The organism is Rhodopseudomonas palustris (assembly GCF_003226555.1).
Classification (GTDB): Bacteria; Pseudomonadota; Alphaproteobacteria; order Rhizobiales; family Xanthobacteraceae; genus Rhodopseudomonas; species Rhodopseudomonas palustris_I.
The window spans coordinates 129,228-151,319 of record NZ_QKQS01000038.1 but is presented as its reverse complement, the minus strand read 5'-3'; the positions used below and the strand labels follow the sequence as shown (position 1 = coordinate 151,319).

At 65.9% G+C, this 22,092-nt stretch carries 19 protein-coding genes; 12 read left to right on the top strand and 7 right to left on the bottom strand.

All coding sequences use genetic code 11. The features are described from left to right. Nucleotides 1-102 precede the first annotated feature (102 nt). The 5 genes from DNX69_RS24595 to DNX69_RS24575 are packed head-to-tail and all read left to right on the top strand — an operon-like array spanning nt 103 to nt 6,194. Nucleotides 103-1,158: a zinc-binding dehydrogenase gene (locus DNX69_RS24595; RefSeq protein ID WP_110788631.1), complete on the top strand. Its 1,056-nt coding sequence runs from the start codon at nt 103-105 to the stop codon at nt 1,156-1,158. Between the two features lie 5 nt (nt 1,159-1,163). Then, nucleotides 1,164-2,648 carry a PfkB family carbohydrate kinase gene (locus DNX69_RS24590; RefSeq protein ID WP_110788630.1) on the top strand — a complete coding sequence of 495 codons (1,485 nt, stop codon included), beginning with the start codon at nt 1,164-1,166 and terminating at the stop codon, nt 2,646-2,648. Further along, complete coding sequence (locus DNX69_RS24585; protein WP_110788629.1) at nt 2,645-3,565, top strand: nucleotidyltransferase family protein; 921 nt, start codon at nt 2,645-2,647, stop codon at nt 3,563-3,565. The genes DNX69_RS24590 and DNX69_RS24585 overlap by 4 nt, the downstream gene beginning before the upstream one ends. Next, nucleotides 3,562-4,368 (top strand): SDR family NAD(P)-dependent oxidoreductase, encoded by an 807-nt coding sequence (locus tag DNX69_RS24580; protein WP_110788628.1) that lies wholly within the window; start codon nt 3,562-3,564, stop codon nt 4,366-4,368. Before DNX69_RS24585 ends, DNX69_RS24580 begins: the two co-directional genes overlap by 4 nt. A 23-nt stretch (nt 4,369-4,391) precedes the next feature. Further along, nucleotides 4,392-6,194, top strand: coding sequence for a thiamine pyrophosphate-binding protein (locus DNX69_RS24575; RefSeq protein ID WP_110788627.1), 1,803 nt, complete (start codon nt 4,392-4,394; stop codon nt 6,192-6,194). 6 nt (nt 6,195-6,200) lie between these two features. On the opposite strand, the gene DNX69_RS24570 is transcribed toward DNX69_RS24575, so the two are convergent. Next, on the bottom strand, nt 6,201-8,348 hold the full coding sequence (locus DNX69_RS24570) for a tetratricopeptide repeat protein (protein ID WP_110788626.1): 2,148 nt from the start codon (nt 8,346-8,348) through the stop codon (nt 6,201-6,203). Nucleotides 8,349-8,867: 519 nt separating this feature from the next. Between DNX69_RS24570 and DNX69_RS24565 the strand changes: the two genes are divergently transcribed. From DNX69_RS24565 to flaF, 3 genes are all read left to right on the top strand, one after another. Continuing rightward, nucleotides 8,868-11,525: a DUF1522 domain-containing protein gene (locus DNX69_RS24565; RefSeq protein ID WP_110788625.1), complete on the top strand. Its 2,658-nt coding sequence runs from the start codon at nt 8,868-8,870 to the stop codon at nt 11,523-11,525. Between the two features lie 208 nt (nt 11,526-11,733). Further along, a complete protein-coding gene (gene flbT, locus DNX69_RS24560; RefSeq protein WP_110788624.1) occupies nt 11,734-12,114 on the top strand; it encodes a flagellar biosynthesis repressor FlbT in 381 nt (126 codons plus the stop codon). Between the two features lie 3 nt (nt 12,115-12,117). Further along, nucleotides 12,118-12,486, top strand: coding sequence for a flagellar biosynthesis regulator FlaF (gene flaF, locus DNX69_RS24555; RefSeq protein ID WP_110788623.1), 369 nt, complete (start codon nt 12,118-12,120; stop codon nt 12,484-12,486). A 126-nt stretch (nt 12,487-12,612) separates the two neighbouring features. On the opposite strand, the gene DNX69_RS24550 is transcribed toward flaF, so the two are convergent. The 4 genes from DNX69_RS24550 to DNX69_RS24535 all read right to left on the bottom strand — a co-directional run bounded on the left by DNX69_RS24550 (nt 12,613) and on the right by DNX69_RS24535 (nt 15,132). Then, a complete protein-coding gene (locus DNX69_RS24550; protein WP_110788622.1) occupies nt 12,613-12,981 on the bottom strand; it encodes a hypothetical protein in 369 nt (122 codons plus the stop codon). A 183-nt stretch (nt 12,982-13,164) separates the two neighbouring features. Beyond that, nucleotides 13,165-13,656, bottom strand: a complete 492-nt coding sequence (locus DNX69_RS24545) for a hypothetical protein (protein WP_110788621.1) — start codon at nt 13,654-13,656, stop codon at nt 13,165-13,167. A gap of 19 nt (nt 13,657-13,675) precedes the next feature. After that, on the bottom strand, nt 13,676-14,011 hold the full coding sequence (flgJ, locus tag DNX69_RS24540; protein WP_110788620.1) for a flagellar assembly peptidoglycan hydrolase FlgJ: 336 nt from the start codon (nt 14,009-14,011) through the stop codon (nt 13,676-13,678). After that, on the bottom strand, nt 14,011-15,132 hold the full coding sequence (locus DNX69_RS24535) for a flagellar basal body P-ring protein FlgI (RefSeq protein WP_110788619.1): 1,122 nt from the start codon (nt 15,130-15,132) through the stop codon (nt 14,011-14,013). The genes flgJ and DNX69_RS24535 overlap by 1 nt, the downstream gene beginning before the upstream one ends. A 299-nt stretch (nt 15,133-15,431) precedes the next feature. Here DNX69_RS24535 and DNX69_RS24530 point away from each other — a divergent pair, with 299 nt between their 5' ends. Both DNX69_RS24530 and dksA read left to right on the top strand, forming a co-directional pair. Continuing rightward, nucleotides 15,432-15,842 (top strand): flagellar assembly protein FliX, encoded by a 411-nt coding sequence (locus tag DNX69_RS24530; protein WP_110788618.1) that lies wholly within the window; start codon nt 15,432-15,434, stop codon nt 15,840-15,842. Between the two features lie 139 nt (nt 15,843-15,981). After that, nucleotides 15,982-16,392 (top strand): RNA polymerase-binding protein DksA, encoded by a 411-nt coding sequence (gene dksA / locus DNX69_RS24525; RefSeq protein ID WP_013501217.1) that lies wholly within the window; start codon nt 15,982-15,984, stop codon nt 16,390-16,392. 125 nt (nt 16,393-16,517) lie between these two features. Here dksA and DNX69_RS24520 read toward each other — a convergent pair whose 3' ends face one another. Further along, nucleotides 16,518-16,799 (bottom strand): DUF3551 domain-containing protein, encoded by a 282-nt coding sequence (locus DNX69_RS24520; RefSeq protein ID WP_110788617.1) that lies wholly within the window; start codon nt 16,797-16,799, stop codon nt 16,518-16,520. A 196-nt stretch (nt 16,800-16,995) separates the two neighbouring features. Further along, nucleotides 16,996-17,559, bottom strand: coding sequence for a TetR family transcriptional regulator (locus tag DNX69_RS24515; RefSeq protein WP_110788616.1), 564 nt, complete (start codon nt 17,557-17,559; stop codon nt 16,996-16,998). 153 nt (nt 17,560-17,712) lie between these two features. Here DNX69_RS24515 and DNX69_RS24510 point away from each other — a divergent pair, with 153 nt between their 5' ends. Beyond that, on the top strand, nt 17,713-18,900 hold the full coding sequence (locus DNX69_RS24510; protein ID WP_425327327.1) for an efflux RND transporter periplasmic adaptor subunit: 1,188 nt from the start codon (nt 17,713-17,715) through the stop codon (nt 18,898-18,900). A 12-nt stretch (nt 18,901-18,912) separates the two neighbouring features. Further along, complete coding sequence (locus DNX69_RS24505) at nt 18,913-22,065, top strand: efflux RND transporter permease subunit (protein ID WP_110788614.1); 3,153 nt, start codon at nt 18,913-18,915, stop codon at nt 22,063-22,065. Nucleotides 22,066-22,092: the final 27 nt, after the last annotated feature.

The window sequence follows — 22,092 nt, the reverse complement described above, 5'->3', positions numbered from 1 at the left end:
CCGACGAAGCAATCCAGCAGATCTGTGCACAGTGCTCCTGGATTGCTTCGCTTCGCTCGCAATGACGGGGAGAAAGCAAGACTCGACCACGCGGAGGCCGCCATGTCCGTGACCTTCCGTGCCGCGGTGCTGTACGAGCTCAACCAGCCGCTCTCGATCGAGACGGTGGAGGCGCCGGCGCTCAGCGCGGGGCAGGTGCTGGTCAAGCTCGCGTACTCCGGTGTCTGCCACAGTCAGCTGATGGAAGCGCGCGGCGGGCGCGGGCCGGATCGCTATCTGCCGCACATGATGGGCCACGAAGGCTCCGGCGTTGTCGTCGAGACCGGTCCCGGCGTCGGCAAGGTCGTGAAGGGCGACCGCGTCATTCTCGGCTGGATCAAGGGGCAGGGCTCCGACACTCAGGGCGTGCGCTACACCAGCGGCGAGCGCGTCATCAATGCCGGCGCCGTCACCACCTTCAACGAATATGCCGTGGTTGCCGAGAATCGCGTCACGCCGTTGCCGGCCGGGCTGCCGATGGATGTGGCGGTGCTGTTCGGCTGCGCGCTGCCGGTCGGTGCCGGCATCGTCATCAACATCGCCAAGCCGCAGGCTGGTAGCACGCTGGCGATCTTCGGTCTCGGCGGCATCGGACTTGCCGCGCTGATGGCCTGCAAGCTGTTCGCCTGCAAACAGGTGATTGCGGTCGATGTCGAACCCGCAAAGCTGAAGATGGCGGCCGAGCTCGGCGCCACCATGGTGATCGACGCCTCGCGCAGCGATCCGGTCGAGGAGATCCGCAAGCTCACCGGCGGCCTCGGGGTCGATATCGCGATCGAGTCCGCCGGCCTCACCCGCGTCATCGAGCAGGCGTTCGATGCCACGCGGCGGTTCGGCGGGCTGTGCGTGTTCGCCTCGCATCCGCGCAGCGGCGAGAAGATCGCGCTCGATCCGTTCGAGCTGATCTGCGGCAAGCGGATCCTCGGCACCTGGGGCGGCGACAGCAAGCCGGAGCGCGACATCGAACTGCTGGCCGGGCTTTACCGCGACGGCAAGCTGCCGCTCGACGCGATGTTCAGCCGCCGCTACGCGCTCGACGAGATCAACGAGGCGCTCGACGATCTGGAGCATCGCCGCAGCGTGCGTCCGTTGATCGAAATCGATCCGTCGCTGAGGTGACCCCGATGCTGCATCCCGAGACCGAGACGACGCTCGCGGAGATCCGGAAACTCGCCGGACGACGCCGCAGCATCGTGTTCGTCTCCGGCAATTTCAACATCGTTCATCCGGGCCATCTGCGGCTTTTGAAATTCGCCGCCGATTGCGGGGATTTTCTCGTCGTCGGCGTCACGGCCGATCCCGGCTACGACTGGATGCTGCCGGCCGAGCTGCGGCTCGAAGGCGTGCGTGCGATCGGCGTGGTCGATCACGCTTTCCTGCTGCACGACGCGCCGGAGGATTTCATCGCCGAGTTGCGGCCCGCCGTCGTGGTCAAGGGCAAGGAACACGAAGGTGCCGACAATCCTGAAAAGGCGGCGCTCGACGGCTATGGCGGCCGGCTGGTGTTCTCCTCGGGCGAGGTCGCGTTCTCGTCGCTCGATCTGATCAAGCGCGAGTTCCGCGAGTTCAATCCGTCGTCGATCATTAAGCCGCTCGACTATCCGCGGCGGCACCGCTTCGAACCGCTCGAGCTGAAGAGCGTGCTGGCGGGCTTTCCCAAGCTGCGGGTGCTGGTGATCGGCGATCTGATCGTCGACGAATACATCGCCTGCGATCCGCTCGGCCTGTCGCAGGAAGATCCGACCATCGTGGTGACGCCGGTGCTCCGCGAGCTGTTCGTCGGCGGCGCCGGGATCGTTGCCGGTCATGCCGCCGGCATGGGCGCGCAGGTCGGTCTGCTCACCGTCGGCGGCGGCGATGCGATGGCGGACTTCGCCCGCGAGCGGCTGGCCTCGTACAACGTCGACGCCACCATCCTCACCGACGAGAGCCGGCCGACCACGACGAAGCAGCGGTTTCGGGCCGGCAACAAGACGCTGCTGCGCGTCAGCCATCTCAAGCAGCACGATGTCGACGCCGATCTGCAGGCGCGCATGCTGGAGACGATCGAGCACCGGTTGCCGAGCACGGATCTCGTGGTGTTCTCGGACTTCAACTACGGCTGTCTGCCGACCCGGCTGATCGAGGCGGTCGGGCAGGCGTGCCGCGCCCGCGGCGTGCCGATGGTGGCCGACAGCCAGTCATCGTCCCAGGTCGGCGACATCTCGCGCTTCACCGAGATGCTGCTGATCAAGCCGACCGAGCGCGAAGCGCGGCTGGCGATGCGTGACTTCGACTCCGGCCTCGTCGTGCTGGTCGAGGCGCTGCGCGAAAAGGCGCGGGCCAAGAACGTGATCCTGACGCTCGCCGCCGAGGGCCTGTTGGTCCACGCCGAGACCGGCGCCGGCGGCACGGTGGTGACGGACAGGCTGCCGGCGTTCAACACCGCGCCGAAAGACGCTGCCGGCGCCGGCGACTCGTTCTTCGTCTGCGCCGCGCTGGCGCTGGCGATCGGCACCGACATCTGGCGCAGCGCGTATCTCGCCTCGATCGCCGCCGCCTGCCAGGTCGGCCGGATCGGCAACATCCCGGTCACCGCGCGCGACATCATCCGGGAGCTCGACACGTGAGCGGCAGCGCCAAAGCGCTCTTGGTCGCGGCCGGCCTCGGCACGCGGCTCGCGCCGCTCACGGGCGTGCTGCCGAAATGCCTGATGCCGATCGCCGGCCGTCCGCTGCTTGGGCTGTGGCTGCAGATGCTGAGCGAGGCCGGCTTCTCCGAGATCGTCGTCAATCTGCACCATCACGCCGATCTGGTGAGCGAGTACATCCGCCGCAGCCCGTGGGCGGAGCGGGTGATCCTCGCGCCCGAGACCACGCTGCTCGGTACCGCCGGCACGCTGCTGCGGCATCGCGAGCGCTTCACGGACGGCCCGACGCTGTTCGCCCATGCCGACAATCTCAGCCTGTTCGATCCGCGCGCCTTCCTTGCCGCGCATGCGGGGCGGCCGGCGGATTGTGCGATGACGATGATGAGTTTCGTCACCGATCATCCGCAGAGCTGCGGCATCCTCACGCTCGATCCCGCCGGCCGTGTGCTTCAGATGGACGAGAAGCCCCAGCATCCCAAGGGCAACCTCGCTAACGCCGCGGTTTATATCGTCGAGCCCGAGGTGATCGATTTCATCGCCTCGCTCGGCAAGCCGGTAGTCGATTTCTCGACCGAAGTGCTGCCGGTGTTCATGGGCCGGATCTTCTCGTTTCACAACGGCAGCTATCACCGCGACATCGGCAATCCGGCGAGCTTGGCGCAGGCGCAGCTCGATTATCCATTGGCCGTACTCGCCTCTCCCCGTCATTGCGAGGAGGCGCAGCCGACGACGCAATCCAGCCCCGTGCACGGGGACTCTGGATTGCTTCGCCTTCGGCTCGCAATGACGCAGACCAATAGCGACGATGCCTGGTACGGCCTGATGACCGACAACGACGGCGCCTTGGCGCATGCGTTTACGCAAGCTGCGGCCAAGACCTATGGAGGCCAGCGATGAGCGGCAGCGTCGTCATCGCGGCGATCTCCAGCGACATCGGCATCAGGTTGGCGCAGCTGTATCGCGCGCAGGGCTACGACGTGATCGGCACCTATCGGTCGAGCGATAACTTGAGCGAGCTGCAAGCCGACGCCGGCATCCATCTGGTGCGTTGCGATCTGACCGACGCCGGCAGCGTGCGCAGCGCGGCGGCGGAGATCGCTGCGCTCGGCAGGCCCTGGGAGCGGCTGATCAGCGCCGCCGGGCAGTTGTCGCCGATCGGCGGCTTCTTCGGGCGTGATTTCGAGGACTGGGCGGCGTCGCTGTCGCTGAACTCGGTGGCCCAGATGCGGCTGCTGCACGCGCTGTATCCGCTGCGCGCGCATACCTCGATCGCCAAGGTCGCGTTCCTGGTCGGCGGCGGCATCAACGGCCCGTTCCGCAACTACTCGGCCTATTGCCTCGGCAAGGTGATGCTGGTGAAGCTGTGCGAGCTGCTCGACGACGAGTACGCGGACGTGCACGCGATCGCGGTCGGCACCGGCTGGGTCAACACCAAGATCCATCGCCAGACCGTCGAGGCCGGCGACGACGCCGGCGTCAATCTGCGCCGCACCCTCGAATTCCTGGACAGCGGCGCACAGGGTACGTCTTACGAGGACATCTTCGGCTGCATCGAATGGGCGTTCGAGGCCGGCCGCGCCGCGACCGGCGGGCGCAATCTCTCGGTGGTGCACGATGCCTGGCGCGGCGGCGGTGCGGCGCTGACCGAACGGCTGGCCGCCGATCCGAACATCTACAAGCTGCGCCGCCACGGCAATTGATCGGCCGCGCAAGGAGGACAAGCGTGAAGCTCTCCGATTACGTCATCGATTTTCTCGCGCGGCGCGGCGTCACCCATGTGTTCGGCATTTCCGGCGGCGCCGCAGTGCATATGTTCGATTCCGCCCAGCGCCATCCGGATGTCACCCCGATCTTCCCGCAGCACGAGCAGGCGGCTGCGATCGCCGCCGACGGCTATGCGCGCGCCACCGGCAAGCTCGGCGTCGCCATCACCACCTCGGGCCCCGGCGCCACCAATCTGCTGACCGGCGTCTGCTGCGCCTATTACGATTCGGTGCCGACGCTGATGATCACCGGTCAGGTCGCCACCCACCGGCTGAAGGGCAAGAACCAGATCCGTCAGCTCGGCTTTCAGGAAACCGACGTCACCTCGATCTTCGCGTCCGTCACCAAATACGCGGTGCAGATCTCTGACCCCGCCACCATCCGCTATCATCTGGAGAAAGCGTATCATCTCGCATTCGAAGGCCGGCCGGGTTCGGTGCTGATCGATCTGCCGGACGATCTGCAGCGGACCGAGATCGACCCAGACGCGCTGCCTGGCTTTACGCCGGAGCCCCCGGCTGGACCGACCAATCTCGACGCCGAAATCGCGGCGCTGCTGCCGCTGATCGCGCGGGCGAAGCGCCCGGTGCTGATCCTCGGCGGCGGGCTGGCGACGCCGCGGATCGGGTCGATGCTGGATCAACTGGTCGATCGCCTCGGCATGCCGGTGCTGACCACCTGGGCTGCGACCGATCTGATCGCAGCCGATCATCCGCTGCGGGTCGGGCCGTTCGGCGTCTATGGGCCGCGGCTCGGCAACTTCACGGTGCAGAACGCCGACCTGATCCTGTGCCTCGGCAGCCGGCTGTCGCAGAACGTCACCGGCGGCATTCTGCCGTCGTTCGCGCGCGAGGCGACGATCGTGATGGTCGACGCCAGCCGCGGCGAGATGGACAAGTTCGACGACCGCGGCATCCGCATCGCGACGCGGATCGCAGCGCGGCTCGACGATTTCGTGCCGAAGCTGCTCGCCGCGATCGAGGCGGCGCCGCCGCGAGACGCGTGGCTGAGTACAATCGCGCATTGGCGCAGCACGTTGCCGGACGATCGGCCTGGCCCCGCGCCCGACAACGCCGGTTTCGTCGACGCCTACGACTTCATCGACGAGCTCAGCGCCGCTGCGCCTGCCGATGAGCTGCTCTATGTCGACACCGGCGGCAACCTGACCTGGACCTGCAACGGCTTCCGTATCCAGCGCGGCCAGCGGCTGATCTCCGACTGGAACAACACCGCGATGGGCTACGCGCTGGCGGCGTCGATCGGCGCCGCGGTGCAGGCGAAGGGCGGCGTCACCTGCATCATCGGCGACGGCGGCCTGATGCTGTCGCTCGGCGAACTGGCGCTGCTGAAGCGGCACGAACTGCCGGTGCGGCTGATGCTGTTCAACAATCACGGCCACGGCATCCAGAAGCAGACGCTGGAGACCTGGCTCGACGGCCACTATGTCGGCGTCGATGCGCCAAGCGGATTGTCGTTCGTGGACTTTCGCAAAGTCGCCGAGGCGATGGATCTGCCGGTGGTCACGATCAGCCGCAGCGCCGATATCGCCGGCCAGCTATCCGACGTCTATGCCCGCAGGGGCCCGGTGTTCTGCAACGTCGAGATCAACCCGGCTCAGAAGCTGTATCCGGTGTTGAAGTTCGGCGCGCCGCTGGAAAGCCAATTGCCGTCGATCGACGACGACTTGATCAAACGCGAAATGCTGATCGCCCCGTTCGTCCCCGGCACCGCGCCGAAGCACAGCGGCGGCGCCGGCGTGTAGCGGATCTCAGCGGCCGCGGCGCAGGGCGCGGTCCTTGGCTTCGTCGAACGGCGTGGCGCACCAGCGCTTCCACATCGTCCGATACGCGTCTTCGACCGCGCGGGTGTAGGCGGCCGGGCCGCAGCGCTGCAGGATGAAGTCGCGCAGTCCGCGGCGGATGGTGCGCAACCGCTCCAGATCCGGCTTACTGGCGATCTCGATGTAACGCGCATCGTCGGTCGCGATGAAGTCGGGCAGCCCGGCGGCGGCGAGCACTGCGCAGCCGACCCGGCTGGGCACGGTGGTGCCGAGCCGGCTGACCACCGGCACGCCCATATGCAGCGCTTCCCAGGTCGAGACGCCGCCGGCCTGCGGGAACGGGTCGAGGCAGAGATCGATCTGCTTGAGCGTTTCCAGATGATCCTGGCGCGAGCTGGAGCCCAGCAGGGTGATCCGGCTCGCCGCGATGCCGCGAGCGGCGAACTTCTCCAACAGGGTCTGGCGCACCGACGGATCGTCGATCTGGTGATCCTTCAGGATCAGCCGCGACGTCGGCACGGTCGTGAGCAGTTGCGCCCACACCTCGATTGCGGCGTCCGAAATCTTGGAGATGCGGTTCAGCGAACCGTAGGTCAGATAGCCGTTGCGGTCGAACGGCAGCTCCTGCGAGCGCCAATCGTCGGGCAGCGGCTCGATGATCACGATCGACGGCAGGTCGTAGATCGTTTCGGCGTAGAACTGGCGGTCCTCACCGGGGATCGCCACCGGGTCGCCGAGCAGATAGTCGATCACCGGCAGGCCGGTGCCGGTGGCATGGCCCCAGGCGGTGATCTGCACCGGGGCGAGCTTGCGGGCGAACACCCGCAGCCGGTTGCCGCCGGAGTGGCCCGACAGATCGACCAGGATGTCGACCTTGTCCTGCCGGATCGCATCGGCGACACGATCGTCGGCCCATTGCGAGATGTCGCGCCATTTGTCGGCGACGGCCATGAAGCTGCTGGTAGTGTCGTCCGGAATGATCACGCCCGAGTAGCAGACGATCTCGAAATTCTGCTTGTCGTGATGCATCAGCACCGGGCGGAACGAGAACGCGGCCGAATGGGCGCGGAAATCCGCCGACACGTAGCCGATCACGAGACGTCGGTCCGGGTCGCGATCGTTGGCCGGCGGCACCGCGCAGGCCCGGTAGATCGGCGCGCCGACTTGCGTCCACCAGTTCTTGCGCGTCGCCTGCTGCATCTCGATGGTCGAGCCCGCGCTGAAATCCATCGCGAAGATCTTGCTGGAGATCGCGGCCTCGTAATGCGGGGCCAGCTCAAGCGCGCGGCTGTGCAGCCCAATGGCAGTATCGGCGTCGCCGAGCGCGGCCATGCAATTGCCGAGCAGCGTTAGAGCCGGCACCGAACTCGGCTCGACCTTGAGCACCGCGGTACAGGTCGCCATCGCGTCCTTGACCTTCTTCATGGCCAGGAGCGTCTCGGCGCGGCAAATTCCGGCCTCGACCGGGCGCTTGCCAATCGACAGCGCGCGGTCGTAGCTGGCGAGCGCCAGATCGAATTGCTTCAGCTCTTTGAAGGTGCTGGCGCGGTTCATGAACGCGGCGTCGTTGAGCGGATCGATCTCGATCGCTTTGTCGTAGCTGGCCAGTGCTTCCTGATAACGGCCGAGCTTGTGCAACGCATTGCCTCGGTCGTTCCAGCTGTCGGCGCGGCTCGGCAGCAGCTCGATCGCCTTGTCGAAGCTCGCCACCGCTTCGTCGTAGCTGCCGAGGGAGGCCAGCGCGAGACCGCGGTTGGCGTGCGCGAGGGTGAGGCTCGGATCGAGCGCGATCGCCTTGTCGGCCGAAGCGACCGCCTCGGCGAACCGGCCGGAGGTGAGCATCAGGATGCTCATGTCGGAATGCGCCTGGGCGGACGTCGGCTCGATCAGCAGGGCGCGCTTCAACGATCGGATCGCGGGTTCGAGATTGCCGCTCTGATATTCGGCCAGCGCGTAGAAATGCAGCGCGCCGAAATTGTCCGGCGCCTTCTTCAGCACCTTCTTGTAAGCGGAGCGCGCTTCGTCGAGCTGTCCGTTCTGATGCAACAGCCGCGCGCGCATCAGCAGCATCACCGGCTCGTAAGCCTTGTCGGTCTGGCTGCGGGGAGGAACGGCCTTGTTGCGTCCGGGCTGCATCTGATGATCCGAATCTGGCTGAGTGATCGTATCTCCTCGGGTCCTGTGGCGCACCTGAGAGACGCTCGTAGGCGCGCCATCCTCGGCGATGCGTGTAAACAATTCATTAACCATAAGGGGCGCCGCGGCGGCATCCGTTCCCGGACCCCGCGAATCAGTCACAAGCGGCCCGCAGCCGTCCAAAAGGTTAGCGAATCACTCTCTTGGAACCCCTCTCCGCGCGGATTCAACAGGCGGCCGATTGGTCGCCTCTTTGATTTAATTGGATTTTTTCTCCTTAAGATGCTGTTAACCATATTTTAAAGGGCCCCGACCATAGTCCCCGGTGCTCAGGAAGAAGGTAGGCCGAGAATCGGCCGCGTTGATCCGGTGCGCACGGGTGTCGTGCAGCCGAGGTCCCTCTCCAGAACAGGCGTCTAAACACAACCGGCAAGCGTCGCAGCGGCAACGACCGTTCGACGCGAGCAGCGACGTGCGACTGAAGGTCGACGTCAAGCGCGGATCAGGAAGGTTTGCACCATGTCTGATGTGGTTCTCTCAGCAGCGGTTCGCCAGAACTTGCTATCGCTGCAGTCGACTGCCGATCTGTTGGCGACGACGCAGAACCGTCTTGCTTCCGGCAAGAAGGTCAACACCGCGCTCGACAATCCGACCAACTTCTTCACCGCGGCAGGTCTCGACAGCCGGGCCAGCGACATCAACAACCTGCTCGACGGCATCAGCAACGGCGTCCAGATCCTGCAGGCAGCCAACACCGGCATCACCTCGCTGAACAAGCTGATCGACACCGCCAAGTCGATCGCCAACCAGGCGCTGCAGTCGAACGTCGGCTACTCCACGAAATCCAACGTTGCGGCGACCATCGCGGGCGCCACCCCGGACGATCTGCGCGGTACCCAGACCTTTGCCAGCGCGACCGCCACCAGCGCGGTGGTCAATGACGGCAGCGCCGGCGGCACCACCGGCGTCTCCCTGACCGACACGCTCGGCGGCGGCGTCGGCAGCATCGGCGGCGCTCCGATCACCCTGCCGACCGCGGCCGACGCCACTGCTACCGGCGCTGTGCTCCACACCGGCACCGCGACCGCCGCGGCAACCGGCGCCGACCTGATCAGTTCGCTGACCAACGGCTCGACCGTTACGCCGACTGGCCCGCAGGCCGGCGATTCGATCACGGTCAACGGCAAGACCATCACCTTCACCACCACGGGCTCGGCCAGCGCCGACACCAACGGCAATTACACGATCGGCATCAACCAGCCGATCAGCGCGTTGCTGGCGACCGTCGACACCATCAACGGCAACACCAGCAACCCGTCGGTGGTCGATGGCACCGGTCACATCCAGCTTCACACCGGCACCAACCGGGCGCTGTCGGTCAGCGACTCCACCGGCGGCCTGGTGTTGGCGAAGCTCGGCTTCGGCGCCACCGTCAACGTCGCGCTGGGCACCGGCGCATCGACAGCGATCACCGCCACCACCAAGCTGTTCAATTCGGTCGGCGGCCTTGGGCCGGCGATCGCCGATGGCACGACGCTGACCGTCAACGGCAAGTCGGTGGTGTTCAAGTCGAGCGATCCGCCGAGCGCGGCCGGCTTGCTCGCCGGCTCCGGCGTGCTCGGCAACATCGTCACCGACACGTCGGGCAATTCGACGATCTATATGGGGACGAGCAACACCTTCACCTCGGCCACGGTGGGCGACGTGCTCACCGCGATCGATCTGGCCAGCGGCGTGAAGACGGCGACGATCTCGGGCGGCGTCGCGACCTTCGCGGCCAACGGCACGCCGTCGCAGATCAGCGGCGGTGCGGTGACGCTGCAGACCTCGACCGGCGCCGATCTTAGCATCACCGGCCCGGCCGACTTCCTCAACTCGCTGCAACTGACCACCTCGACCGGCCCGGGGCCGGCGACGCTGACCGTCACCCGCTCGACCAGCGCGTCCACCATCGGAACGCTGATCGAGGACGGCTCGACGCTGAACGTCAACGGCAAGACCATCACCTTCAAGAACGCGCCGACGCCGACGCCGTCCTTGACCCACCCCGGCGTCACCGGCCACGTCGAGACCGACGGGCTCGGCAATTCGACCGTGTATCTGCAGGGCGGCACCATGGCCGACGTGCTGACCGCGATTGACCTCGCCACCGGCGTGCAGACCGCGAAGCTGAGCCAGGGCGGCGCCATGCTGAGCACTCAGACCGGGTCGGCCAACTCGTCGCTGTCGAGCGGCTCGCTGAAGATCTCGACCGGCAGCGCCTCCGACCTCACCATCAGCGGCACCGGCAACGCCATGCTGGCGCTCGGCCTCGCCGGCAACACCGGCACCTCGACCGAGTTCAAGGCGTCGCGCGCCTCCGGCACCGGCGGCGTCGCCGGCAAGACGCTGACCTTCACCTCGTTCAAGGGCGGCACACCGGTCAGCATCACCTTCGGCGACGGCACCGGCGGCACCGTGAAGTCGCTGGCGCAGCTCAACGCCAAGCTCGCGACCAACAACATGATCGCGCAGATCGACGCCAACGGCCTGCTGACGATTTCGTCCAACAACGACTACGCGTCGTCGACGCTCGGCTCGATTGCCGACGGCGGCGTGCTCGGCGGCACCATCACGGCGACGCTGACCTTCAGCACGCCGAACCCGCCGGTGCCCGACGCCACCTCGCAGATGGCGCGCGCCAAGCTGGTCGATCAGTACAACAACGTGATCGCGCAGATCACCACCACGTCGCAGGACGCGTCGTTCAACGGCGTCAACCTGCTGAACGGCGACACCCTGAAGCTGGTGTTCAACGAGACCGGCAAGTCGACGCTGACCATCGTCGGCACCGCGCTGTCGCCGGCGGCGCTCGGCCTGCCGACGCTGGTGTCCGGCACCGACTTCATCGACAACGCCGCGACCAACAAGACGCTCGCTGCGCTGAACACCGCCTCGACCACGCTGCGGTCGCAGGCGTCGTCCTACGGCTCCAACCTGTCGATCGTGCAGATCCGTCAGGAGTTCGCCAAGAACCTGATCAACGTGCTGCAGACCGGCTCGTCCAACCTGACGCTCGCCGACACCAACGAAGAAGCAGCCAACAGTCAGGCGCTGTCGACCCGGCAATCGATCGCGGTGTCGGCGCTGTCGCTCGCCAACCAGTCGCAGCAGAGCGTGCTGCAGCTGCTGCGGTAGTCACGGCGGTCCCGGCCGCGCGCCGGGACGACGGTCGCAGCGGCGGGTCGCCGCCGTCGCGACTCGCCGCCGCGCAATCGGCTGTTGCACTTTTCCCCTGAAACTACGGCGCGTTTGCACTGGATCGATTCGGAAAGCCTGCGCATAAGGAAAATGGCTTGAGGATGAGTCGATTTTGGTCCGTTGACCGTACGCGAAGGGAGACACCATGCCTCTGCGAGTCGAATTGAAACCGTTCGAGCGGATCGTGATCGGGCAGAGCGTGATCACCAACTCCGACGCCCGCACGACTTTCCTGATTGACGGCGATGCGCCGATCCTGCGCGAGAAGGACATTCTCACCGCGGAGACCGCCAACACGCCGGTCAAGCGCATCTATCTGTGCGTGCAGATGATGTATCTGCAGAACGACATTCCCGCGTACCAGGAGCTGTACCTGGGCTTCATCAAGGAATTGCTCGAGGCGGTTCCGAGCTTCCGGGAAACGATCGAGGCGACCAGTAATCTAATCTTAAGCGGCAATCTCTATAAGGCACTCAGAGAGCTGCGCCCCCTCATCAAGCGTGAAGAAGAATTATTGTCGAGGTAGACGATGTCGAGTGCCGCGCAAGCCTACGCCCGAACCGCGCAGAGAACAGCATCTCCTCGCGAAATCGAGGCGCAAGCGTTGTTGAAGGCGGCCAAACAGCTCCAAGACATCGTCACCAACTGGGAAGAGAAGGGCGCGATCGGACTTCAGGAAGCGCTGATGTTCAATCGCAAGCTGTGGTCGATTTTCGTTTCTGAAGCGATGCGCGACGACAATCCGCAATCGATCGAAATTCGCCAGAACATCGCCAATATTGGCGTGTTCGTGCTCAGCCAGTCCAGCGCGCTGCAGATCAAGCCGGAAGTCGAGCGCCTGCAGGCGCTGATCGACATTAACCGAAACATCGCCGCGGGCCTCAGCGGTCGCGCGTGAAATGATCCCGCTGAATGTGCGTGATGGTTCTGCGCCGGTGCACAGTTCCTCCTTGCGGGCAGCACGAAATCCCCGCGCCTGCGACCGGCAGGCCGGGAAGATCCCGTCGAACGATCCGAGCGCGCGTCAGACGACGCGGTCGGTTGCGAGCGATCCGCTCCGGGCGGTCTTGGACTGATCGAGCTCGCGGAAGTAGGCGCGAGCCTTGAGCTGCCAAGATTCCGGATATTGGCTGATCACCGCCTGCGTGTCCTGATCGAGCGCGACATATACCATCTCTGCCGCAGCCGGATCGAAGATCACCTGACGGGCGATCGGCGAGCGGTCGGATTGAGACCTGACTCCCGTCGAGCCGGATCCGCTCTCCGCCGCGGTCACACTTTGTGGCGCGGGAAGATCGGTCGGTATCGCAGTTCGCGCCGCTTCAGGCTCCGGCCTGAGCATCGGCGTAATCACCGGCGCCCCCACCGGTTTGACGTTGAAATCGATACTCATGTCAGCCTCCTGGCTTCCATCAGGTCAATCCCACACCTCCTCGATCATCGTGGCAAACAGTTCTGAAATTCCTCCTGCAAAGACTGCGATGATTTGAATCGAAAGCGATCGACCGCACGAGCATGCGCGCGCACGAAGCACCGCGCGCAGCGATGGCGATGATCGGCGTTCGGAAGGAGAGGGCTACAGCGAACGGCTGACCGCGATCGGCGTCAGCTGACGCGGGCTCGGCGCGGTGTGCCGGCCGTAGGCGGTGTAGGTCTGCGGGCCGTTGCGCTTCTGCACTTCGGCATTGACGCCGCGCACGATGCCTTCCGACACCGCGTGCGCGGTGGCCAGCACCGTCAGATTGACCTGCAGCATCGCGCGGAACACTTCGTGGTGCCGATGTAGCGTGGCGAGCAGGTCGGGCGTCGCTTTCGCCATGTAGGGCTGGCTGGCGCGCACCAGCGTGATGGCGCTGATGTAACGCTTGGTGCGTTCGGCCTTGTCGCCTTCGAGCTGCATCGCTTCGGCGATCTTGCCGGCGCGGACCAGTTCGGTCTCGCGCTCGATCAGCTTGAGCAACCCGTCCATCACCTCGATCAGGCCTTCGGCGAGCTTGCGTGCATCCGTGGGGGTCGTCACCGACTGCACGGCGGCGGGCTGAACTTGTTGAGGTTGCGTGGAGATCATGGCGTCGTCCTTTGCGGGCTCAGGAGCGGGCTGCCTGTTGCAGGATCAGTGAGCGGTACACGTCGGCGGCGATGCCGACGCCGCCGGCCTTGGCGATCATCTGCGAATGCTGGTCGGTGAGCATCGAGCGCCAGACGCCGGTGCCGACGGTGTCGCCGAACGGCCCTTCACCCTTCAGCCCCGTCGTCATCTGCGAAAACATGGTGTTGAGATACATCGCCTCGAAGTCGCGGGCGTTGGCCTTGGCCTTCTGCTGCAGCTTCGCCGGCACTTTCGACAGCGCTTCGGCGAGCTCGAAGTCGGGCCGGCCGTTGTAGGTCGGAAGCGACGGGCCGTAAGTGGTGGCAGTGGTCATCACATCACCTCGATGTCGGCTTCGATGGCGCCGGCGGCCTTGATCGCCTGCAGAATGCCGATCAGGTCGCGCGGGCCGATGCCCAGGCTGTTGAGGCCGTCGACGAGCTGCTGCAGCGACACCCCGTCCTTGACCACGGCCAGCTTCTTGCCGTCCTGCGTTACCGACACGCGGGTATTGGGGGTGACCACGGTGTTGCCGTTCGACAGCGGCCCAGGCTGGCTCACCTGCGGGCTTTCGGAGATCGACACCGTCAGGTTGCCCTGCGCGACCGCCACGGTGGCGACGCGGACGTCCCGGCCCATGACGATGATACCGCTGCGCTCGTCGATCACGATCTTGGCGGCCTGATCCGGCTCGACCTGCAATTGTTCGATCTCCGTCAGCAGCGCCACGGCATTGCCTTTGAATTCGGCCGGGATCGAGAGCTGCACGGTGGAAGGATCGAGCGGTTCGGCGCATTTGGTGCCGAGATAGTCGTTGACCGCGGCGGCGATCCGCTTGGCGGTGGTGAAGTCGGCATTGCGCAGCGCCAGCCGCACGTTCGGCAGCCGATTCAGAGCGAATTCGATCTCGCGCTCGATGATCGCGCCGTTGGCGATCCGGCCCACGGTCGGGACGCCCTGGGTGATGCTCGCCGCGGCACCCGCGGCCTGGAAGCCGCCGATCGCCAGCGAGCCCTGCGCGACCGCATAGACGTTGCCATCGGCACCGAGCAGCGGCGTGACCAGCAGGGTGCCGCCCTGCAGGTTCTTGGCGTCGCCAAGAGCCGAGACGGTGACGTCCATCCGGGTGCCCTGGGTGGCGAACGGCGGCAGATTGCCGGTTACCATCACGGCGGCGACGTTGCCGGTCCGGATGGTGGCGCCGCGGATGTTGACGCCCATCCGTTCCAGCATCGCCTGCAGCGACTGCTTGGTGAAGGGAATGTTGTTGAGGGTATCGCCGGTGCCGTTGAGGCCGACCACCAAGCCGTAGCCGATCAGCTGGTTCTGGCGGATGCCTTCGATGTTGGCGAGGTCCTTGATCCGAGAGGTCGCGTTCGCCGCCTGGCCGGTCAGCAGCAGCGCGCACAGCACCGCCGAGGCCAGCTTGAGGATTCGGGTGGTCGGACGCAGCATTCACGGCTCCTGTCGATCCATCGACGGCATGCGCCGACGACGTGGGTCAGCCATTCCTTGCCAGTCCTGTGCCACTCCGCGAGTCGGCGCAACTTGTTGATATTACGTATGGAAGTTCCATTTTCCGGAGCCGGGTTCGGGTTCCCGCAGCGCCGAAACTGCCGCTCCCGGCAATTCTTGCCGGGCCGTTTACTCGCCGTTAACCATAAAACGGTTTGCTGCGGGTCGGGGGCCTCAGCCCTGTTGCCGCCCTGGGTGTAAGCTGTTCCGCGGCGAGCCTGGACACGGCGAGAGATACGATGCGCATTTACGGTCCAAACGGCACCACCACATCGACCGGCACCGGCCCAGTCCGGCGCTCCGGATCGAGCACGTTCTCGCTGCCCACCGCGCCGACGCCGCACGACTCCAAGCCGATCAGCGCGCCGCGCCCGGCGGCCGGCCTCGACGCGCTGCTGGCGATGCAGGGGGTCGAGGATGCCACCGAGCGGCGCAAGCGCTCAGTGCGGCGCGGGCGGACTGCGCTGGACGCGCTCGACGATCTGAAGATCGGGCTGCTGTCCGGCTCGCTCGACGCCGCCATGGTTGCCCGGCTGCGGGCCGCCGCTGCCGAATTGAAGGACAGCTCCGGCGATCCGGGCCTCGACGCGGTGCTCGGAGAGATCGAGCTGCGAGTCGAAGTCGAGCTCGCCAAGGCCGGCCAGGGTTGAGCTTTCCGAAACCTGTTCCCCAGCGATTTCGCTGTTCCGCTACGAACGTTGCGGTCGATATTGTCTGTCACACCCCGGCGCTATATAAGCTGCCGCGCAGGCGGGGTGTTTACCGCCTCATGTGGATCATGGATTGCCCTTGGAAAAGTTGAAAGACTATCGACCATCCGAGAAAGAGCCGTTCATGAACGAGCGGCAGCGCGAGTATTTTCGCGCCAAATTGTTGGCTTGGAAGGACGAGATCCTGCGTGAAGCCAAACTCACGCTCCAGGCACTACAGGAAGAGAACGTCAATCATCCCGACTTGGCCGATCGCGCCTCTTCCGAAACCGACCGCGCTATTGAGCTGCGCGCTCGCGACCGTCAACGCAAGCTGATCGCCAAGATCGACGCGGCGCTGCAGCGGATCGAAGACAACACCTACGGCTATTGCGAGGAGACCGGCGAGCCGATCTCTTTGAAGCGGCTCGAAGCGCGCCCGATTGCGACGCTCTCGGTCGAAGCCCAGGAGCGCCATGAGAAGCGCGAAAAGGTGTATCGCGACGAATAGGCGGGTCGCCTGATCGAAGTTTTACGGCGTCGCTTCCGGCCGGAAGCGGCGCCGTCGTTTTTCGGTAACTACCGTTACACCCTCGCGCAGGTGATCCGGCATCATGACCGCCGTCCGTCGGCGCCTCATTGCCGGCGATGATGGAGCTGCCGCTTCGGCGGCGGAGCGTCCTGCGGCTCGGAAGCCTGTGGCCTCTCACTGAACGCGAAGACCGGATTGATGTCGCAATAAGCCAGGGTGCCCGAAGCCGTCACCATGCACTGCTGGTAGGAGTCGAACTGGCAGTTGCCGGGGTAACCCCATCCGCCGCCCTGCAGGCAATAAGGGAAATCGCGGGCCGAGGCCGGAGCCGCCGCCAGAGTGAGAATGGTCGCTGCCGCGAACAATGCGGCGCCGGTCTTGGTCATCTGATTTCTCCATTGGGCCCGAAGACTCCACGCCAGAATCACCGAGCGCGGGGAACGTAGCGTTCCCCGGTCGCGATACAACTACGATCGCGGGATGCCGTCGATGCGCCGGATCATGTCTGCGGATGTCTCGGCCGGCGAGTTGTGATCGGCCGTGATGCGGCGTGTCCGAAGTGCGCGTATCAGGCTCCGCAGGTCAGTCTTTCCGCGTCATCGCGATCAGCCGCGCCAGTAGCTTTTTGCGGTCCATCCGCAGATCGGGGGCGAGGTGGGTGAGGTCGGCGAGCCAGGCGCCGTCGGCGGCGAGCCGGACGATCTCCAGCGCCGGCGCCGAGTCGGTCTTCCTGTGCTTGGTCAGCCACGCGCGCATCCTCTCCGACCAGCGCGGCCGCAGCAGCGGATCGGTCATCATCGACACCGCCAAAGCGCCGCCGCACTGGCTATCGTCCTGATCGCTGAGATTGAAGGTGGCCCGCACATAGGCGCGAGTGAAGCAGCCGTAGCTGGAATGGTCGTCCTGCAGCGCCTCGTCGACGGCGGCGCCGAACACGTCGAGCTGCGCGTCGAACACCGCCTCGATCAGTCTCTCCTTGGTCGGAAAGTGATGAAACAGCCCGCCCTTGGTGACGCCCGCCGCGGCGGCGACGGCCTGCACCGTGACGGCCTGCAGGCCGCGCTCCAGCGCCAGGGTGGCGGCGCAGTCGATCAGCGCGCGGCGGACCACCTCCGGTTGCTTCTTTCGCTCATAGGCGCTGCTCATCGCGGCGAGAGACTTTCGATGTGACGTCTGGATGAATCTAGACGGTGGCCGGTTGTCACTGTCAACAATCTAATATACCAACCGGATGGTATCTTTAGGGCGGTTGCGGTGTGGCTGGGGGCTCCGCGTTCGCGCCGAGCAAAGGTGAGTTGCGTGACGACGAAGATGAAGGCCGCCCTCCGGGCCGCTTGCGCGTTTGGCGTAGTGGTAAGTCTGGCCGGCTGTGGTGACGGCAAACAGGCGGGGGCCGATCAGGCAGCGCCGCCGGTGAAGGTCAGCGTGGTGACGGTCGCGCCGGAAACGGTGCGCATCGTCAGCGACCTGCCCGGGCGGATCGCGCCGACCCGGATCGCCGAGGTGCGCCCGCGCGTCTCCGGCATCATCGTCGAGCGCGTGTTCAAGCAAGGCACCATCGTCCAGCAGGGCGACGTCCTGTACCGGCTCGATCCGGCGCCGTTTCAGGTTCGCGTCGCCAGCGCCAAGGCGGCGCTGCAACGCGCCGAGGCGACGCGTGCGCTGGCGGCCCAGCAGGCCGAGCGCCAGACCCAACTGAAGAATCGCGACGCGACCACCGGCCAGCTCTACGACAAGGCGATCGCCGAACTGGCGCAGGCGGAGGCGGATGAGGCCTCCGCGCGCGCCGGGCTGCAGGGCGCCGAGCTCGATCTGCAGTACACCGAAGTCCGCGCGCCGATCACCGGCCGGATCGGCCGGGCACTGATCACCGAGGGGGCACTGTTCACCGTCGGCGGCAGCGAGAGTCTGGCGACGATCCAGCAGCTCGACCCGGTCTATGCCGACTTCACCCAGTCGGCCAACGACCTGCTGGCCCTGAAGCACGCCGCGCAGCGCTCGGCGAAGCCGGGCGATGAGATCGAGGCCGAGGTGCGGCTGCGGTTCGACAATGGTGCGAGCTATGCCCATCGTGGCCGTCTGCTGTTCTCCGAAGCCTCGGTCGACGCCACCACCGGGCAGGTGACACTGCGCGGCGAGTTTCCCAATCCGGACGGCGACCTGTTGCCCGGCATGTATGTCCGGGTGCAACTCGTGCAGGGCGAGCAGGCGGGCGTGCTGGCGGTGCCCGACCGCGCGCTGCGCCGCGATCCCGGAGGTCAGGCGCAGCTCTACGTCGTCACGGCCGACCGCAAGGCCGAACTGCGGCCGGTGACGCCGTCGCGTCTGGTCGACGGCCGCTGGATCATCGCCGACGGGTTGAAGGCCGGCGACGCGGTGATCGTGCAAGGTTTCCACACGCTGTCGCCGGGGGCGTCGGTCGACCCGAAGCCTTGGCCCGGCGTCGCGACAGCCGGCAGCGCCGGCACCGCCTCCCACGCGAAGTAAGGCTCAGCAGCCATGCCCGATTTCTTCATCGCGCGGCCGGTGTTCGCGTGGGTCGTCGCAATCTTCATCATGATTGCCGGCGCGTTGGCGATTCCGTTCCTGCCGGTCGCGCAATATCCGAACATCGCGCCCGCCAAGATTTCGGTCACCGCCAACTATCCGGGAGCGTCGTCCGAGGAGATCTATCAGGGCGTCGTCCGGCTGATCGAAGATCAACTCGCCGGCATTCCCGGCCTGATGTACTTCGAGTCGACCACCGACGCGACCGGTCAGATCTCGATCGAGGTGTCGTTTCAGCCGGGGACCTCGCTCGCCCAGGCCACGGTCGACGTGCAGAACCGCATCCGGCGCGTGGAGTCGCGGCTGCCGAGCGCGGTGACTCAGCGCGGCATTCTGGTCGACGAAGCCTCCAGCACCTTCCTGATGTTCATCTCGGTGCAGACCACCGACGGATCGCTCGATAGCATCGCGGTCGGCGACTACATCACCCGCAACATCATCAGTGAAATCCGCCGGGTCGAAGGTGTCGGCAAGGCGCAGCTGTTCGGCACCCAGCGCTCAATGCGGGTGTGGATCGATCCGGACAAGCTGTTCGGCGTCGGGCTGACCGTCAGCGACGTCTCGGCGGCGATCGCCGCACAGAACGCGCAGGTCGCGGCCGGACGGATCGGCGCGACGCCCAATCCGGTGTCGCAGGAGGTCACCGCGCCGGTGCTGGTCAAGGGCCAGCTCGGCACGCCGGAGGAATTCGGCGCCATCGTGCTGCGCGCCAATCGTGACGGCTCGTCGGTGCGGCTGCGCGACGTCGCCCGTGTCGAGGTCGGCGGCGAGGACTACAATTCGGAAAGCCGGCTGAACGGCCAGCCCGCAGCGTCGATCGGCGTGCAGTTGTCAGCGACGGCCAATGCGCTCGCCACCTCCAAGGCCGTCACCGCCAAGATGAAGGAACTGTCGCAGTACTTCCCCAAGGGGATGACCTACGAGATTCCCTACGACACCACGCCGTTCATCAAGGCGTCGATCGAGAAGGTGCTGTCCACGCTCGCCGAAGCGATGGCGCTGGTGTTCGTGGTGATGTTCCTGTTCCTGCAGAACATCCGCTACACCCTGATCCCGACCCTGGTGGTGCCGATCGCGCTGCTCGGCACCTGCGCGGTGATGTTCGCCACCGGCTTCTCGATCAACGTGCTGACGATGTTCGCGATGGTGCTGGCGATCGGCATCCTGGTCGACGATGCGATCGTGGTGGTCGAGAACGTCGAGCGGCTGATGGCGACCGAAGGTCTGTCGCCGCGTCAGGCGGCCATCAAGGCGATGGAGCAGATCAAGGGCGCGATCGTCGGCATCACGCTGGTGCTGACCGCGGTGTTTCTGCCGATGGCGTTCTTCCCCGGTGCGGTCGGCATCATCTATCGCCAGTTCAGTCTGACGATGGTGGTCTCGATCCTGTTCTCCAGCTTCCTGGCGCTGACCTTGACGCCGGCGTTGTGCGCGACGTTCCTGAAGCCGGTGCCGGACGATCACCACGAGAAGGGGGGCTTCTTCGGCTGGTTCAATCGCAGCTTCGCGCGCGTCTCCGGCCGCTATCGCAACGGCGTCCGCTGGGCGACGGGGCGCACCGGGCGGTTGATGGTGGTGTATCTGGCGCTGCTCGTTGGACTCGGCTGGGCGTATTTGCGGCTGCCCGCGGCGTTCCTGCCGACCGAAGATCAAGGCTATTTGATCGTCGACATGCAGGCGCCGACCGAAGCGACCCAGACCCGCGCGATGACTTCGATCGAACAGGCCGAACGTGTCTTCCTCGCCGATCCGAGCGTGTCCCAGGTGTTCACCGTGGCGGGCTTCAGCTTTTCCGGCAATTCGCAGAGCGCCGCGGTGGCGTTTGTGACCCTGAAGGATTGGAGCGAACGCGGCCATGACAGCGCGGCGGTGATTGCGAGGCGCGCCAATGGCGAACTTGCGAAGATCGGCGACGCCGCGGTGATGGCGTTCGAGCCGCCGCCGATCGACGGCCTCGGCAACTTCACCGGCTTCACCTTCCGGCTGCAGGACCGCAGCAGCCTCGGCAATGCGGCTCTCGATGATGCCGCGACGCGGCTGACCGCGGCGGGGGCGGCGAGCCCGGTGCTGACCGGCGTCCGCGTCGAGGGGGTGGCCAATTCGGCGCAGCTGCATCTGGTGATCGACCGCGAGAAGGCGAACGCGCTCGGCGTGTCGTTCGCCGACATCAACGCCACCATCACCGGAAGCCTCGGCTCGGCCTACGTCAACGACTTCCCCAACGCCGGCCGGATGCAGCGCGTCACCATTCAGGCGCAGGACGATCGCCGGATGGACGCGGACGACCTGCTCAAGCTGAACGTCCGCAACGCCGCAGGCGGCATGGTGCCGCTGTCGGCATTTGCGCGAACCGAATGGTCGAAGGGACCGATCCAGGTGATCGGCTTCAACGGCTATCCGTCGGTGCGTTTCGCCGGCGACGCCGCGCCGGGCCATTCGTCGGGCGAAGCGATCGCCGAGATGGAGCGGCTCGCCAAGCAGTTGCCGCGCGGCTTCGGCTTCGAATGGGCCGGGCAGTCGCTGCAGGAAATTCAGTCCGGCAATCAGGCGCCGTTCCTGATCGGGCTCAGCGTGCTGTTCGTGTTCCTGCTGCTGGCGGCGCTGTACGAAAGCTGGTCGATCCCGCTGTCGGTGATGCTGGTGGTGCCGCTCGGCATCATCGGCGCGTTGCTCGCGGTGATGATCCGCGACATGCCGAACGACATCTACTTCAAGGTCGGCCTGATCGCGATCATCGGTCTGTCCGCGAAAAACGCGATCCTGATCGTCGAATTCGCCAAGGACCTGCACGCCCAAGGCAAGCCGCTGCGCGAGGCGGCGATCGAGGCGGCGGCGGTCCGCTTCCGCCCGATCATCATGACCTCGCTTGCCTTCATCCTCGGCGTCTCGCCGCTGGCGTTCGCGAGCGGCGTCAGCGCCGGAAGCCAGAATGCGATCGGCACCGGTGTGTTCGGCGGCATGCTGTCAGCCACCGTGCTGGCGGTGCTGTTCGTGCCGGTGTTCTACGTCTTCGTGCTGCGGCGGGTCGAGCGGCGAAAGGCGGCGGGCAGCAAGGGCACGACGGGGCAGGGCGAGCCGCCAGCGACGACGGCTGCGCGGTCGTAAGCGGCTCATCCAGTCGCGTGCTTTAAA